General features: G+C 74.7%; 12 protein-coding genes. 7 read left to right on the forward strand and 5 right to left on the reverse strand.

Translation table 11 applies throughout. The features are described from left to right. The first annotated feature begins 114 nt into the window (after positions 1-114). Positions 115-1,374, forward strand: coding sequence for a PucR family transcriptional regulator (locus tag ABWI07_RS01035; RefSeq protein WP_353817292.1), 1,260 nt, complete (start codon positions 115-117; stop codon positions 1,372-1,374). Between the two features lie 27 nt (positions 1,375-1,401). Here the strand turns inward: ABWI07_RS01035 and bdeA are convergent, their stop codons facing one another. Then, positions 1,402-2,277: a bis(hydroxyethyl) terephthalate hydrolase gene (gene bdeA, locus ABWI07_RS01040; RefSeq protein ID WP_149259348.1), complete on the reverse strand. Its 876-nt coding sequence runs from the start codon at positions 2,275-2,277 to the stop codon at positions 1,402-1,404. Positions 2,278-2,582: 305 nt separating this feature from the next. Here bdeA and ABWI07_RS01045 point away from each other — a divergent pair, with 305 nt between their 5' ends. Next, positions 2,583-4,697 carry a sensor histidine kinase gene (locus tag ABWI07_RS01045; protein WP_353817293.1) on the forward strand — a complete coding sequence of 705 codons (2,115 nt, stop codon included), beginning with the start codon at positions 2,583-2,585 and terminating at the stop codon, positions 4,695-4,697. Here ABWI07_RS01045 and ABWI07_RS01050 read toward each other — a convergent pair. Next, positions 4,694-5,299 (reverse strand): response regulator transcription factor, encoded by a 606-nt coding sequence (locus tag ABWI07_RS01050; RefSeq protein WP_149259350.1) that lies wholly within the window; start codon positions 5,297-5,299, stop codon positions 4,694-4,696. The two genes, ABWI07_RS01045 and ABWI07_RS01050, sit on opposite strands and share 4 nt — an antisense overlap. Positions 5,300-5,433: 134 nt before the next feature. Here ABWI07_RS01050 and ABWI07_RS01055 point away from each other — a divergent pair, with 134 nt between their 5' ends. Both ABWI07_RS01055 and ABWI07_RS01060 read left to right on the forward strand, forming a co-directional pair. After that, positions 5,434-6,210 (forward strand): ABC transporter ATP-binding protein, encoded by a 777-nt coding sequence (locus ABWI07_RS01055; RefSeq protein WP_353817294.1) that lies wholly within the window; start codon positions 5,434-5,436, stop codon positions 6,208-6,210. Further along, the gene (locus ABWI07_RS01060) at positions 6,210-8,651 is read left to right on the forward strand and encodes an ABC transporter permease (protein ID WP_353817295.1); all 2,442 of its coding nucleotides are present in this window, start codon (positions 6,210-6,212) and stop codon (positions 8,649-8,651) included. The genes ABWI07_RS01055 and ABWI07_RS01060 overlap by 1 nt, the downstream gene beginning before the upstream one ends. A gap of 8 nt (positions 8,652-8,659) precedes the next feature. Here the strand turns inward: ABWI07_RS01060 and ABWI07_RS01065 are convergent, their stop codons facing one another. Both ABWI07_RS01065 and ABWI07_RS01070 read right to left on the reverse strand, forming a co-directional pair. Further along, a complete protein-coding gene (locus ABWI07_RS01065) occupies positions 8,660-9,412 on the reverse strand; it encodes an SDR family NAD(P)-dependent oxidoreductase (RefSeq protein ID WP_149259352.1) in 753 nt (250 codons plus the stop codon). After that, positions 9,412-10,107 carry an SDR family NAD(P)-dependent oxidoreductase gene (locus tag ABWI07_RS01070; RefSeq protein WP_149259353.1) on the reverse strand — a complete coding sequence of 232 codons (696 nt, stop codon included), beginning with the start codon at positions 10,105-10,107 and terminating at the stop codon, positions 9,412-9,414. The genes ABWI07_RS01065 and ABWI07_RS01070 overlap by 1 nt, the downstream gene beginning before the upstream one ends. A 176-nt stretch (positions 10,108-10,283) precedes the next feature. On the opposite strand from ABWI07_RS01070, the gene ABWI07_RS01075 reads away from it, so the two are divergent. Beyond that, complete coding sequence (locus ABWI07_RS01075; RefSeq protein ID WP_149259354.1) at positions 10,284-11,327, forward strand: PucR family transcriptional regulator; 1,044 nt, start codon at positions 10,284-10,286, stop codon at positions 11,325-11,327. Between the two features lie 482 nt (positions 11,328-11,809). Here ABWI07_RS01075 and ABWI07_RS01080 read toward each other — a convergent pair whose 3' ends face one another. Next, entirely contained in the window at positions 11,810-13,042 is a 1,233-nt protein-coding gene (locus ABWI07_RS01080) for an RNA-guided endonuclease InsQ/TnpB family protein (RefSeq protein WP_149259355.1), read from the reverse strand. A 129-nt stretch (positions 13,043-13,171) separates the two neighbouring features. Between ABWI07_RS01080 and ABWI07_RS01085 the strand changes: the two genes are divergently transcribed. Continuing rightward, on the forward strand, positions 13,172-13,975 hold the full coding sequence (locus ABWI07_RS01085) for an SAM-dependent methyltransferase (protein ID WP_149259356.1): 804 nt from the start codon (positions 13,172-13,174) through the stop codon (positions 13,973-13,975). A 139-nt stretch (positions 13,976-14,114) separates the two neighbouring features. Beyond that, positions 14,115-15,044 (forward strand): helix-turn-helix domain-containing protein, encoded by a 930-nt coding sequence (locus ABWI07_RS01090; protein ID WP_353817296.1) that lies wholly within the window; start codon positions 14,115-14,117, stop codon positions 15,042-15,044. The last annotated feature ends 271 nt before the right edge of the window (positions 15,045-15,315 follow it).

Below are 15,315 nucleotides of genomic sequence, written 5' to 3' on the forward strand. Positions count from 1 at the left end.
GCAATCGCGACCGGCCCCGATTGTGAGCGGGCACAGTGTCGCCGTCCCTCGATGGCCCGTGCGCCCCCGTGGTGGCACGATGAGGCCCCCGCGTTGTGCTGGAGGTGGCCCTCGATGAACGTCGGCCAGGTGGACGCCGATCGCACGATCATGCGCCGGGCGGTGCTGCGGCTCGCGGACCGCCTGCCCGACCTCGCGGACCGGCTCGCCGCCGAGATCCTCTCGGGTGACCGCGGCGGCAGCGACGACGCGTTCCGCCACGACGTGTGGGAGATGTGCCACACCGGGCTCGGGCACGGCTTCAAGACGATCCTCGACCCCGGCCGCGGCCGCGCCGACCTGGAGTGGGCGCGGCGTCTCGGGCAGCGGCGCGCGCACCAGGGGCAGCCGCTCGACCAGCTGCTGCGCTCCTACCGGCTCGCCGGGCGGGTGTTCTGGGAGGCCGTCGTCGAGGTCGTCGGCCGGCACGACCCGGAGAACGTCCCGGCGCTGATCCGGCAGGCGACCCGCACCTGGGACACGATCGACCAGCAGTCCGGTGCGGCGGCCGCCGCGTACCACCGCACCGAGCTGGACCTCGCGCGGCGCAGCGAGGAGCGCGTCCAGGCGATCGTGGACGCGCTCCTGGACGGCCAGGGCGCCGACGGCGGGCTGCTCGCGACCGCCACGTCCGTCCTCGGGCTGCCCGCGACCGGCCGCTACGCCGTGGTGATGCTCGGCGCGGAGGGCGGCTTCGGGGACGGCGTGAGCCGGCGCCCCGGCGACACCGGCGGGATGCGGTTCATCTGGCGGCTGCGCACCGACGCCCAGGTGGCGCTGGTCGCGCTCGGCGCCGCCGAGCTGGACGACCTCGTCGACGCGGTCCGCCCCTACGCGCGCTCGCACGCCGGGGTGAGCCCGGTCGTGAGCTCCCTCGCCGAGCTGGGCGGCGCCCGCTGGTTCGCCGAGCTGGCGCTGCGGACCTGCCGCGGCCCCGGCAACCAGATCGCCCGGCTGGACCGCCGGCTCCCCGACGCCCTCGTCCTGTCCCAGCCCCGCCTCGCCGGGCGCCTCGGGGACGTCGCGCTCGGCGGGCTCGCGGACGTCGACCCCGGCTTCCGCGACGCGCTGCTGACGACGCTGGAGACCTGGCTGGAGTGCGACGGCTCCGCGGCCCGCGCGGCCGACCGGCTGTTCTGCCACCGCAACACGGTGCTCAACCGGCTCCGCCGGATCGAGCAGCTCACCGGGCGGACGCTCGCCCGGCCCGGCGACCTCGTCGAGCTCGTCCTCGCGCTGAGCGCGCTGCGCCTGCACGGCCCCGGGGACGGCTCGCCCGGCCCGCACGCCGAAGGGCCGCCCGCGCGGGGAGGCGGCGGGCGGCCCGGTCGGTGAGCGGGGGCTCGGTTCTGCGGCGGACCCCTAGGAGTTCGGGCAGGTGTCCCGGTACTCCGAGATCGTCAGGTCGCGGGCGGGCGCCGGGCACAGGAACTGGTCGTAGCGGGTGTCGTTGTCGATGTACCGCTTGAGCCAGGAGATGCTGTACTTCGCGATCGTCGTGTTCGAGGTGTTGGGCGCGAAGTGGCTGGCGCCCGCCAGCTCCAGGTACGCCTTCTCCGACGCCGCCGGGATGCTCTCGTAGAACGGCTGGGAGTGCGTGGCGACCGGCGCGATCGTGTCCGCCTGGGCGCCGATGATCATGGTCGGGACGTGCACGTCGGAGAAGTTCTTCTGCAGGTCCCACGGCGTCAGCGGGATCGCGGCCTGGAGCTGCGGCCGGTCCTCCGCGGCCTCCAGCGTCCCGCCGCCGCCCATCGAGTGGCCCATCACGCCGAGCCGGGTCGTGTCGATCCGGGACCGGACGGTGCTGCGCTGCGTGAGGTAGTCGAGCGCGGCCTCCAGCTGGCGGGCGCGGCTGTCCGGCTGGTCGAGCCGGGTGAGGGTGTCGATCGTGAAGATGACGAAGCCCTGCGAGGCGAGCCGCGGGCCGAGCCAGGCCATGCTGGTCTGGTCGGCGGTGTAGCCGGGCGCCACCGCGACCGCGCCGAAGGTGCCCTCGGCGGTGCTGGTCGGGTAGTAGATCGTCCCGCCGCCGAAGCCGGTGACGCTCAGGGACGAGACGCTCGTCTGGGACGTGGCGAACGGGCCGCGCAGCGCCTCGATGCTCTGCTGCGTCGGGGCGGGGCCGCGCTCGTAGGGGTTGTCGGCGGCCTGCGCGGTCTGCGGGAGGACGAGGGCGGCCGCTGTCAGCGTCGCGGCGAGCGCCGTCTTCGCCGCGCGTGCGGTGAGGGAGGGCACGGGGGTCGCTCCTTGCTCGGGGTGGAGGAGCCGGGCTGCGGCTCCGGAGTCGGAGGCCGGAGCCGGGGAGCCGGCTCCGGGACGCGCACATTCTCGGCACCCGCCGCGCCCCCGGGCATCGGCGAAATCGCCGGTCACCCCGTGGCGGTCGCCCTGACCAGCCGTTCGCGCGCGCGGGCGGCGCCTCCGGGAGCCGGAACCGCCCGTTCCGGCTCGTACTCTGGCACCGGCCGCCGCGTCCCGGGCACGCGGACGCGGGAGCCGGCGGCGGGACGGCGGCCTTCGGGCCGGGAGGTGGGAGACGGTTGGCAGGGGCGGTTCCGGGGGCGCGGTCGGCGCGGTGGGTCGTCGGGGTGGTGCTCGCCTCGTTCGCCGGCGTGTACGTGCTCGCGGCCCCCTCGCGGACGGAGGGCCCCGTACAGGCGGGCGCGGCGATCGTCCTCGTGCTGGCGGTCCTGCTGGCCCAGTTCGTCCGGGTCGTACCGCGGTGGCGGACACGCCGCGCCCTGACCTGGAGCCTGCCGGCGCAGGCGGCGGCCGCCTACACGGGCGTCGTCGCGTTCGGCACGTCGGCGGGGATCCTCGGGTTCGTCCTCGGCTCGCTGCTGCTCGCGGGCGCCCGGCCGGCCGCCGCGTGCGTCCTGGCGAGCGCGGCGCTCGCGGGCGCGCCGTACGGCGGGACGCGCGCCGACGTCACGATCACCTGCCTGCTGACCGGGCTCGTGGTCTACGGGCTGGTGCGGCTGGCCGACCGGGCGGACGACGTCGCGGCGGCCCGGCTGCCCCTCACCGTGGCGGCGGTGGAGCGCGAGCGGCTCCGGATCGCGGCGGAACTGGACGAGGGGCTCGGCGACGGCCTGCGGGCGGTCTCGGCGGGCAGTCGGCGCGCCCTCGACCGGCCGGCGGAGATCGCGGACGTGCTCGCGGTGGCCAGGCGGTCGCTGAACAGGGCGCGCACCGCGGCGGCGGACCTGCGGAGCATGTCGCTCGCCCCCGAGGTGGCGGCGGCGCGGGCGCTGCTGGAGGCGGCGGACGTGCGGGCCGAGGTGCGCGAGGGGCACCGGGAGCCGCTCGGCCCGGCCGGGGCCCTGCTGGCGACGGTGCTGCGCGAGGCCGTCACGGACGTGGTGCGCGCGGGCTCCGCGCGGACCTGCCTGATCGCGACGTCCGAGCGCGACGGCGTGGTCGGGCTGCGGGTGGTCAACGACGGGGTCCGGACGGCCGAGCGCGGCGCGGACGGGCTGGAGGAGGCCGCCGAGCGGGTGCGCGCGGCGGGCGGCGCCTTCTCCGCCGGGCTGGGCGAGGACGGCCGGTTCGCGGTGGAGGCGGCCGTCGCGGCGGGAGAGCGCCCGGTGAGCCTGCCCGACCGGACGGCGTACCGGCTCTCGCTCGCGCTGCTGGCGGCCGTCCTGGCGGGGTTCTCCGTCAAGGGGCTGCTGGCGGTCCCGTGGGGGCCGCTGTGGCCGGCCGCCGCCGCGGGGTTGGCGGTGATCTCGGCGGTGCAGCTGCTGTGGGCCGGGCGCGGACGGCCCCGGTGGTGGCCGCCGGTCCTCGCGGTCCTCAGCTTCGCCCCCGTCGCCGTGTTCGGGAAGGCGTGGGTGGGCGTCGCCGGGTTCCTCGCCGGGACGTTCCTGGTCGGGCTGCCGGCCTGGGCCGCCGTCCCGCTCGTGGCGGCGTCCATGGCGGCGGTCGGCCTCGCCGCGCGGACGCTCGGACTCGGCACGGCGGCCGTCGTCAACCACGTGATCAGCACGCTGGTGACGGGCCTGGTGGTGTACGGGCTCGTCCGGCTGGCGCGGCTGGTGCGGGACCTGCGGGCGGCCGGGGAGGAGCTGGCCAGGGCGGCGACCGTTCAGGAGCGGCTGCGGGCGGCCCGCGACCTGCACGACCTGCTCGGGCACAGCCTGGCGGCGATCCTGCTCAAGTGCGAGCTGGCCCGCCGCCTCGCCGGCGCGGACCCGGGCCGCGCCCGCAAGGAGCTCGCCGAGGTCGTCGACATGGCCGAGCAGGCCCGCAGGGACCTGCGCGCGGCGACCGGCGGGGACGCCGAGCTGGCGCTGGACGCGGAGGCGGCGTCGGCGCGGTCCGTGCTCACCGCCGCCGGGGTGGAGGTCGAGACCGTCCTCGGGCACCCGGACCTGGACGCCCGCACGTCGGCGGTGCTCGGCACGGTGCTGCGCGAGGCGGTGACCAACGTGCTCCGCCACAGCGCCGCCACCCGCTCCACCATCGCGACCGGGCAGGACGGCGGCGCCGTCTGGCTGGTCGTGGAGAACGACGGGCTCGACCCGGAGGCGCCCCGGACCGCCCCCGGCGCCGGAATCGGGAATCTGACCACGCGACTGGCCGCGGCAGGAGGAACGCTCAGCGCGCGCGCCGACGGAAAGGGATGCTTCCGGTTGGAGGCGAGGATCGGCTAGAGCCACCCCGCTTCACGGGCGATGCGCGCGGCGTCCGTGCGGTTGCGGGCGTTGAGCTTGGCGACGACGGCCGTCAGGTAGTTGCGCACCGTCCCGGCGGACAGGTGGAGGCGCTCGGCGATCTCCGGGGCGTCCGCCCCGTCCGCGGCGAGGCGCAGCACGTCGGTCTCGCGCGGCGTGAGCGGGTTGTCGGCGAGGCCCCAGGCGGTGAGCGCGAGGTTGGGGTCGAGGACGCGCTCCCCGGCGGCGACCTTGCGGATGGCGGCGGCCAGCTCGTCCGGCGGCGCCGTCTTCAAAAGGAACCCGCGGACCCCGGCCGTCAGCGCGCGGCGCAGGTGACCGGGCTTGCCGTGCCCGGTCAGGACCAGCGCCGCAACCTCCGGGACGGCGTCGCGCAGGGCCGCCGCGGCCGCGAGGCCGTCCAGCCCCGGCATGTCGATGTCCAGGACGGCGACGTCGGGACGGGACGAGCGGGCGGCGGGCAGCACCTCGTCCCCGCGCTCGACCTCGGCGACCACGGTGAGGTCGGGTTCGAGCCCCAGCAGCGCGGCGAGGGCGCCGCGCACCACGTGGTGGTCGTCGGCGAGAAGCACCTTGATCACGGCTCATGTCTACCAGCGCCCGCCGCCCGCGCGGCCCGCCCGGACGGCGTCACGCCCGGACCCATGACGAAGTCACGGGTAGCAGGTGATCTCTTCTCTGGTGGCCGGAACCGCAGGTCAGAAGACTGATCGGTATGAACGACGCGGTACGCACGAAGGCGGTCGGCACCGGCGCGGCGCCCACGGACGCGGTCAGCATGGACGCGGTCAGCAAGGTCTACGGACGGGGCAGGGGAGCGGTCGCGGCGCTGCGGGAGGTGACGGTGTCACTCCCGCGGGGCCGCCTGACGGCGGTGATGGGGCCGTCAGGCTCGGGCAAGAGCACGTTCCTGCACTGCGCCGCCGGCCTGGACACGCCCACGTCCGGCACGGTCCGCCTGGGGGACACCGAACTCTCCTCGATGAACGAGACGAAGCTGACCGAGCTGCGCAGGCGGCGCGTCGGCTTCGTGTTCCAGGCGTTCAACCTGGTGCCGTCGCTGACCGTGGAGCAGAACATCACCCTTCCGCTGCGGCTGTCGCGCACCCGTCCGGACAGGGGGTGGCTCACGGAGGTGGTCGCCCGGGTCGGGCTGGCCGACCGGACCGGGCACCGGCCCGCGCAGCTGTCCGGCGGGCAGCAGCAGCGGGTCGCGATCGCACGCGCCCTCGTCACCTGCCCGGACGTCGTCTTCGGGGACGAGCCCACGGGCGCGCTCGACACGATGACGGCGCGGGACGTGCTGACGCTGCTGCGCGAGACGGTGGACGGCATGGGCCAGACGGTCGTGATGGTCACCCACGACCCGGTCGCCGCCTCCTACGCCGACACGGTGCTGTTCCTCGCGGACGGCCGGATCGTCGACGCGATGGACGCCCCGTCCAGCGACAGGGTCGCCGCGCGCATGACCCGGCTGGGGGCGTGGAAGTGATGCTCGGACTCGTTCTCGCCACGCTGCGGCACCGCAAGGCGGGCTTCGCGGGGGCGTTCGCCGCGCTGCTGTGCGCGGCGGCCCTGGTCTGCGCGTGCGGCGTCCTCCTCGACACCGGACTGCGCGGCTCCGTCGAGCCCGAGCGGTACGCGGGGGCGCCGGTCGTCGTCACCGGCGACCAGTTCGTCCACAAGACGATCGTCAAGAAGGAGGGCAAGCGGAAGCACAAGGCGAAGCCGATCGCCGAGCGCGCGTGGCTGCCCGCGTCCGTCGCCGCGAGGGTCCGGGCGGCGCACGGCGTCCGGGGGGTCGTCACCGAGGTGACGTTCCCCGCCGAGATCGGCTCCGCCGGGAGCGGCTCCGGCGCGGACGGCCGCGCGTCGTGGGGCCACGGGTGGGAGTCCGCCGCGCTCACCCCGTTCACCCTCCGCGAGGGGCGGGCACCGGCCGCGGACGACGAGATCGTGGTCGACGCGGCCGCGGCGCGCGCCGGCGGCCTGCGCGTGGGCGCGACCGTGCGGGTCCAGGCCGCCGTCCCCGGTTCCTACCGCGTCGTGGGCGTGACCCGGCAGGCCCTTGCGCACCAGACCGCCGTCTTCTTCACGACGGCCCAGGCGGCGCGCCTCGCCGGCCACGGCGGCATGGTGACCGCCATCGGCGCCCACGGCCCCGCCAAGGCGGTCGAGGGGGCCGTGCGCGGCACCGCGGCGACCGTACACACCGGCGACGACCGGGGCCGGGCGGAGTTCCTCGGCGCGGAGAAGGCGCGCGTCAAGCTCATCTCCATGGGCGGCGCCCTCGGCGGGACGGCCCTGCTCGTCGCCGTCCTCGTGGTGTCCGGCACGTTCGCGCTGTCGGTGCGGCAGCGGGAGCGGGAGATCGCGCTGCTGCGGGCGGTCGCCGCGACGCCGCGGCAGGTCCGCCGGATGATCGGGCGGGAGGCGCTGCTGGTCGGGCTCGTCGCGGGGCCGCTCGGCGCGGCCGCCGGGCTGCCGCTGGCGTTCCGGCTGCGGGACGAGTTCCGCGGGCTGGGTGCGCTGCCGCCCAACCTGGAGCTCGTCGTCGGACCGTTCCCGCCGCTCGCCGCCGCGCTCGCCGCCCTCGCCGCGGCCGTCGCCGCCGCCCGGATCACCGCGCGCGGGACGGCCCGGATCCGTCCCGTCGAGGCCCTCGGCGACGCGGCGGCGGGCCGCGCCCGGCTCGGCCCGGCCCGGATCGCGGCCGGGGCCGCCGTCGCGGCCGGAGCCGTCGTCCTGACGGTGCTGCTGGCGCACCTCGACACGGAGGCGGCGTCGAGCCCGGTGACGATCCTGACCGCGATCGTCTGGACCGTCGCCGTCGCGCTCCTCGGCCCGCTCATCGCCCGCGGCGCGGTAGCCGCCCTCGCCGTCCCGCTCCGGCTCCTCCCGGGCGGCGGGCATCTCGCGGCGGCCAACCTCGCCGCCGGCGCGCGGCGCCTGGCCTCCGTCGTCACCCCGCTGACCCTGATGATCGGGCTGACCGCGACGATCCTGTTCGTCCAGACGACGATCGGCCACGCCGCGACGCGGCAGGCGCGCGAGGGCACCCTCGCCGCGCACGTCGCCGGTCCCAGGGTCCCGCACGGCACCGCCGAGGAGCTCCGCCGGACGCCCGGCGTGACCGCCGTGACCGAGGTGCTGCACAGCACCGTCCGGGTCGGCCTGGAGAACTACGCCGTCCAGGGCGTCACGCCGGACGGCCTGGACCGCACCCTGGACCTGGACGTCCGGTCCGGGTCGCTCGACCGCCTGGACGCCTCCGCCGTCGCGGTCAGCGCCACCGCCGCCCGGCGCCTCGGCGTCAGGCCCGGGGACCGGCTGCCGCTCACGCTCGGCGACGGCACGCCGTTCGCGCCCACCGTGGTCGCGGTCTACGGACGCGGCCTCGGGTTCGGCGACCTGACCGTCTCCCGCGATCTGCTGGCCGCCCACGTCGACGACCCCCGCGGCACCCTGCTGATCGCGGGCAGCCCCCCGCGCGGCCTCCCGGTCGTGTCCGCGGGCACGCTCGCCGAGGCCAGGTCGGCCGCCGACGCGGAGGTCGCCTACGTCGCGATGGGGCTCATCATCGCGTTCACGGCGATCGCCGTGGTGAACACCCTCGCGATGTCCACCGCCGGCCGGTCCCGCGAGTTCGCGCTGCTGCGCCTGGTCGGGACGACCCGGCGCCAGATCATGGCGATGCTCGGATGGGAGACGCTGGCGGTCGCCGCGATCGCCGCCGCCCTCGGCACCGCGATCGCCCTCGGCACCCTCACCGCGTTCGCCGCCGGCATGACGGGCGGCCCCCCGTACGTCCCGCCCATCGGCCACCTCGGCGTCCTCGCCTTCGGGCTCCTGCTCGCCGGGGCCGCGACCTTCCCGGCCGCGCGCCTCGCCATGACCGCCCGCCCCGCGGACGCCGTCGCCGCCCGCGAGTAGGAGGGCCGTCAGGCGCGGGCCCGGGTGGTGCCGCCGTTGACCTGCAGGATCTGGCCGACGAGCGTCGGAAGCCGCTCGTCGGCCAGGAACGCGACCGCCGCGGCGACCTCCTCGGGCGAGGCGACCCGGCCGAGCGGCGTCCGCGCGACGCACCGGGCGCGGAACTCCCCGACCGTCACCCCGGCCGCCGCGGCGTCCACCTCCAGCCGCGGCGTGTCGATCGAGCTCGGCGCGATCGCGTTCACCGCGATGCCGAGCGGGGCCAACTCGCGGCCGAGCGACTTGGCGAGCGCGATGGTCCCTCCTTTGGACGCCGAGTCGGAACTCGCCCGCGGCCACCCGATCACCCCCCACTCGGACGCGACGAAGACCATCCGGCCGCCGCCGCGCTCGACCATGCCCGGCATGACGGCCTGCGCGCACGCGAACGTCCCGCCGAGGTCGACGTCGACCGCCCGCCACCAGTCGGCGAGGTCCTCCGGCTCCGCGGTGAACGGGGCCGTCTCCAGCCGGCCGGCGCAGGTGACCAGGAGCCCGATCTGCCCGCCCGTCCGGCGCTCGACCTCCGCCACCATCGCGGTCACCGCCGCCGGGTCGGAGACGTCCGCCGGCACGGCGACGCCGCCCAGCTCGGCGGCGAGCCCGGCCACGTCCCGGCCGGGACGGTCGTTGAGGGCGACCAGGCGCCCGTCGGCCGAGAGCCGGCGCGCCACGGCCGTGCCGAGCCCGCCGGCCGCCCCGGTGATCAGCGCGATCGTCATCAGAGCACCGTCCCGGCGTTCGGGGAGACGATCTCGCCGGCGCAGAACGTGCCGTCCTCGATGAGGTAGGCGGCGGCGAGCGCGACCTCCTCCGGGGACGTGAGCCGCCCGGCCGGCAGGGCCTGCAGGTAGGACGGCCGGCGCCAGGGCGAGTCGGACGGCAGCATCGGCGTGTCGGTCGGGCCGGGCGCCACCGCGTTGACCCGCACCCCGGAGGGCCCCAGCTCCGCCGCCAGCGACCGGACGAACCCGATCACCGCGCCGGTGGCCGCCGCGAAGTGCGCCTCGGCGTTCGCGCCGCCGACGCCGAGGTGGGAGACGATCGGCACCAGGCTGCCCCGGCCGCGCTCGGCCATCCCCGGCGCGACGGCCGCGCACACGTTGACCACGCCGCCGAGGTGTACCCGCAGCATCCGCCGCCAGTCGGGCCAGGCGATGTCGGACATCGGGACGATCGCGTGGTGCCCGGCCGCGCACACGGCCGCCTCGACCGGGCCGAGCTCCCGCTCGATCCGCCGGACCGCCGCGCGCACCTGCGCGGGCTCCGCCACGTCCACGCTCACCGAGTGGTCGGCGTCCGAGGCCCGGCGAAGGTCCAGCCCCGCCGTCCGCCAGCCGCGCCCCGCCAGCTCGCGCACCAGCGCGGAGCCGATGCCGCCGGCCGCCCCGGCGACGAGCGCGACCCGCCCGTCCATGAGATCACCTCCCGATGCCCCGAAAGCACCAGGCAAACCCGGCATAAGCGCTGGTGACAAGCCTCATGGCGATTTCTTGGCCGAACCCACCGCGCCGCGCCCGACCTTTCGTGCACTTGCCCAAAAGACGGTCACGGGCACGGGACGGCGCCGGGCCGGAATGAGAGGGTGAGGCTGTGACCAGCGATTCCGCGCCGCCGCACCTCACCGTCCGGCAGCTCCTCGAGGTGCCGCGCTTCAGGCTGCGCCTGGTCGCGGGGGAGGACGGGCTCGACCGCCCGGTCCGCTGGGCGCACTCCACCGAGCTGCTCGACCCCGGCCCCTACCTGCGGGGGCACGAGGTCGTCCTGACGGTCGGCGCGGCGCTGCGGGACCCGGGCGCGTGCGCCGCGTTCGTCGACTCGGTCAAGTCCGGCCGGGGGAGCGCGATCGGCTACGGCGTCGGGGACATGACCGACACCGTGCCCGACGAGCTGAGCCTGGCCTGCGACCGCGTCGGACTCCCGCTGCTGGAGGTGCCGCAGGACGTCCCGTTCCTCGGCTTCACCGAGTGGTTCGCCGAGCGGCTCGCGTCCGCCGGCGACGAGCGGCACGAGCGGGAGGAGACCGGGCGGCTGCTGCGCATGGTGCGCGACGGCCTCGCGTCCGCCGAGGCGCTGCGCCCCCGGATCGACGACGCCGGGCTCGACCCCGCCTCCCTGCTCGTGATCGCGATGGACGGCTCGGTCGAGGAGGAGCTGCCCGGCGTCCTCGGCCTGGACGACGACACGGCCCTGCTCGTCACCAACGACGCCCACGCCTGGACCGAGCCCGCGGGCGTCGGCAGCGCCGGCCCGCTGGAGCACCTGCCGCTCTCGCTCGCCGAGAGCCTCACCGCGCTCGACTCCGCGCGCCGCACCGGCGGGGTCGTGTACGCCTCCGAACTCGCCACCTTCCAGGCCCTCCTCGACCGGCTCGACCAGGAGCAGCTGGCCCCTTTCCTGGAGCAGATCGCCCGGCCGCTGAGCGACTACGACGCCGCGCACGGCACCCGCCTCACCGAGACGCTGCGCACCTTCCTGGACATGGGCGGCGCGGTCGGCGCGACGTCGCGCGCGCTGTTCCTGCACCCGAACACCCTCCGCCACCGGCTGGCGCGGATCGAGTCGCTCACCGGCCGCGACCCGATGCGGTTCGACGACCGGGTGGCGCTCGCGATCGCCGTCTGGGCGGGCCGCTGACCGCCCGATCCCCGGGTGGGCGTTGGTACGGCGAACGAAAGAAACGCCTGAAATGACGCAATAAGGGATAAATGGCTAGTCGTGAATCTTGTTCGGATTCGTCCGGGACGAAGGCCGTGGCGACGACTCGGCCTGCGGGTAATGAGTGACGTTCGATTTGGCAAAATATCAGGAAAGGTAAAAGCTGATCGCCTGGACTCCCGGTGTGATCGCCATGGCGTCGCGGACACCGATCCATATCCGCTCCGTTAGTGATCATTTCGGCCGGACGGCCGACGCGCGTCCCCGGCCGGTTTCCGCGCCCGCAGGCGTCACATAGGGCACACGAGTCAACGTACATTTCGGTGTCGAGATCACCCTGCGTATTCGTCATCGTCCCGAATTGATGGGGGGACAGGTCCGAATTCCGCTTTTCCGGCAGTTCTCGGGGCCCGGGGTCTAAGTTTGCCGCGAGAGGTGCCCCGTACCTGCTGGAAGGAGCGTCAGACCTTGGCTTCCTCGCCCGCCTGAAGGCGGGGGATTCCAGCGGTCGCCCGCTGGGTTTCCTGCTTCGCCGACGAGTGCCCCGTCCGGGAGGTGTCCCGTTGAGGTCTTACACCGTCTCCACAGGCGGTCACCGCCAGCCCGGCGGCCAGGATGTTGCGCGCCGCGTTCACATCGCGGTCATGCACCGCACCGCACTCGCACGTCCACTCGCGGACTTCCAGCGGAAGAGTCTCGCGGACGGTTCCGCAGGTTCCGCACAGCTTGGAGGAGGGGAACCAGCGGTCGACCACCACGAGGTCGCGGCCGTACCAGGCGCACTTGTACTCCAGCATGGAGCGCAGTTCCCGCCACGCGGCGTCGGTGATCGCGCGGGCGAGCGTGCGGTTCTTGAGCAGGTTGCCGACGGTGAGGTCCTCGATCACGACCGTTTGGTTCTCACGGACGAGACGGGTCGACACCTTGTGCAGGAAGTCGCGTCGCCGGTCGGCGATCCGCGCGTGCACGCGGGCCACCTTCCGGCGGGCCTTGTCCCGGTTCGCCGAACCCGGGGTTTTGCGGGCCAACTCCCGCTGCGCCTTGGCCAGACGGGCGCGGTCACGCCGCTCGTGGCGGGGATTGGCGATCTTCTCCCCGGACGACAGCGCCACCAGCGTGGTGATCCCGGCGTCGATCCCGACCGCGTGCTCCGTGGCCGGGGCCGCGGTGATGGTGTCCTGGCACAGGATCGAGACGAACCAGCGGCCCGCGCTGTCGCGCGACACCGTCACCGTGCTCGGCACCGCGCCCTCGGGCAGCGGACGCGACCAGCGGATGTCCAGCGGCGCCGCCATCTTCGCCAGCGTCAGACGCCCGTCGCGCCAGGTGAAGGCGCTGCGGGTGTACTCGGCCGACGCACGCGACCGCTTGCGCGACTTGAACCGCGGGTAGGCGGCGCGCTTGGCGAAGAAGTTGGCGAACGCCGTCTGCAGATGCCGCAGCACCTGCTGCAACGGCACGCACGACACCTCCGCCAGGAACGCCAGCTCCGGAGTCTTCTTCCACCGCGTCAGCGCCGCCGAGGACTGCGCGTAGGAGATGCGGCGCTGCTCGTCGTACCAGGCTCGGGTGCGTTCCTCCAGCGCCTTGTTGTACACCAGCCGCACACAGCCGAACGTGCGCGACAGCTCAGCCGCCTGCTCGCCGGTGGGGTAGAAGCGGTACTTGAACGCCCGCCTGACCTGCCGCGCCATACCCCACGTTCTAACAGTCTCGGCACGAGCCGACCCGGCCGCCGCCGAAACGCCCAGGCATCCCCGACATGCTCCGCAAAAGTCCGTTTCCCCTGGCCTGACGGCCGGGCTGTCCACGAAGGAGAACCGATGACGGATGCCACGCCCGGCCCGGGGAAGGGATCGGACTCCAAGATCAATACTGGCGTTCCGCAGTCGGCGCGGATCTGGAACTACTGGCTCGGCGGGACCGACAACTACGAGGTGGACAGGCTCGCCGGAGACCACTACGTCGGGCTGTACCCGGGCATCGTGGAGATCGCCCGCGCGGGCCGCTACTTCATGGACCGGGCGATCCGGTTCCTGGCCCGCGAGCGCGGGATCCGCCAGTTCATGGACTGCGGCACCGGCCTGCCCACCGTCGACAACACCCACGAGATGGCCCGGCGCGCCGCTCCCGACGCCAAGGTCGTCTACGTCGACAACGACCCGCTCGTCCTCGCGCACGCCCGCGCTCTGATGAACGAGGGCAGCACCGCCTACATCGACTGCGACCTGCACGACCCGAAGACGATCATGGACCGGGCGTCGGAACTGCTGGACCTGTCCCGGCCGGTCGGGCTGATGATCATCGGCGTGCTGGGGCACATCGTCGACCCGGACGAGGCGTACGACGTCGTCCGCGGGCTGATGGACCCGCTGCCCTCCGGCAGCTACCTCATCCTGCACGACTCCACCGACGAGAACGAGGCGTTCAACGCGGCGCAGCGCGCCTACGACGAGACCGGCGCCGTCCCGTTCCGGCTGCGCGGCCCCGAGTTCATCCGCGGCTACTTCGACGGGCTGGAACTGGAGGAGCCGGGCCTGGTGACGAGCGGCGCATGGCGCCCCGAGGTGGGGCCGATCGGCGGCGAGAACCTGCCGACCAGATGCGGGGTGGCCCGCAAACCCTGAGGCGCCGTGCCGGGGGTCGCCTCCCGGGACTGGGCTATATGTCCGAGACGCTACGTAACATACGGTCCTATCTCCGACGCGCAGCGTGAACTATAGTCGGAGCGGTCGTCCACGCCGTCTTCCGATGAGGAGTCCCCCCTTGGCCTCCGCCACGATCACCGGCAGCAGGAAGCCGCGGTCGGCCCGCACCCGCAACGCTCCGGTGAGCACGGTCTCCGCGCAGGGCGACCCGCTCGTCCCGCGCATGCTGCTCGGCCGGCGGCTCCGCGAGCTGCGGGAGGCCGCCCGGCTCTCCCGCCGGAAGGCGGGCCTGGCGATCTACGGCTCCGAGTCGAAGATCACCAGACTGGAGCTGGGCCGCTCGCGCGCCAGGGCCGGCGACGTCGCCCGGCTGCTCGACCGCTACGGCGCCGACCCCGGCGAGCTCGCCACCCTGCTCGCCCTCGCCGAGCAGACCGACGCGCCGCCCTGGTGGCACGCCGACGGCGACATCGTGCCGCGCTGGGTCCGCGACTACCTCAGCGCCGAGCAGGCGGCCAAGCTGGTCCGGACGTTCGAGGCCCGGTTCGTTCCCGGACTGCTCCAGACGGAGGACTACGTCCGCGAACTCGTCGCCTCCCGCACCGGGTCCGGGTCGGAGGCCGAGATCGAGCGGCGCGTCGAGTTCCGGATGCGGCGCCAGCGCGTCCTGCGCCGCCGGCCGCGCCCGCTCAACCTCTGGGTCGTGCTGGACGAGGGGGCGCTCTGGCGTCCCACCGTCGCGCCCGAGACGATGCGCGGGCAGATCCTGCACATCGTCGAGCTGTGCAGGCGGCCGAACGTCACCATCCAGATCGCGCCCCTCGGCATTTCCGGCCAGGTCGCCGGAGACGGGTCGCTCACCCTCGTCCGGTTCCCGCAGCAGGGGCTGCAGGACATGGTCTATCTGGAGCGTCCCGACAATGCCGTCTACCCGACGCGGCGCGCCGAGATCGAGCACCACTGGCACCTGTTCAACACACTGGTCACCGAGGCCTCGCCGCCCGAGCACACGCCTCGCGTCCTCGCCCGAATACTCGCCACCTACTGAGCCTCCCGCCGCCCGTTCCGCCCGTCCCGCGGCGCCCGTCCCGCGGAGCCGCCGCCATTCTCCGGTGAATGCGGGACGACGGCCGGTGATCGCCCGGACGCCCGAACCCATATTCCCGCCTGACCACTTCCGGCCTATATTCATGAACGACGGAAATTCGGGAGGCTTCGCGCTGTCGATCGGGGACGTACGCACCATGGGCCCCGACGATGCCAGGTTTACCGGTCGATCACCCGGTTAACGGGCATCGATAAGCGCCCCCGCGCCGCCA

It is taken from the genome of Actinomadura sp. NPDC000600 (assembly GCF_040492135.1).
Taxonomy (GTDB): Bacteria; Actinomycetota; Actinomycetes; order Streptosporangiales; family Streptosporangiaceae; genus Spirillospora.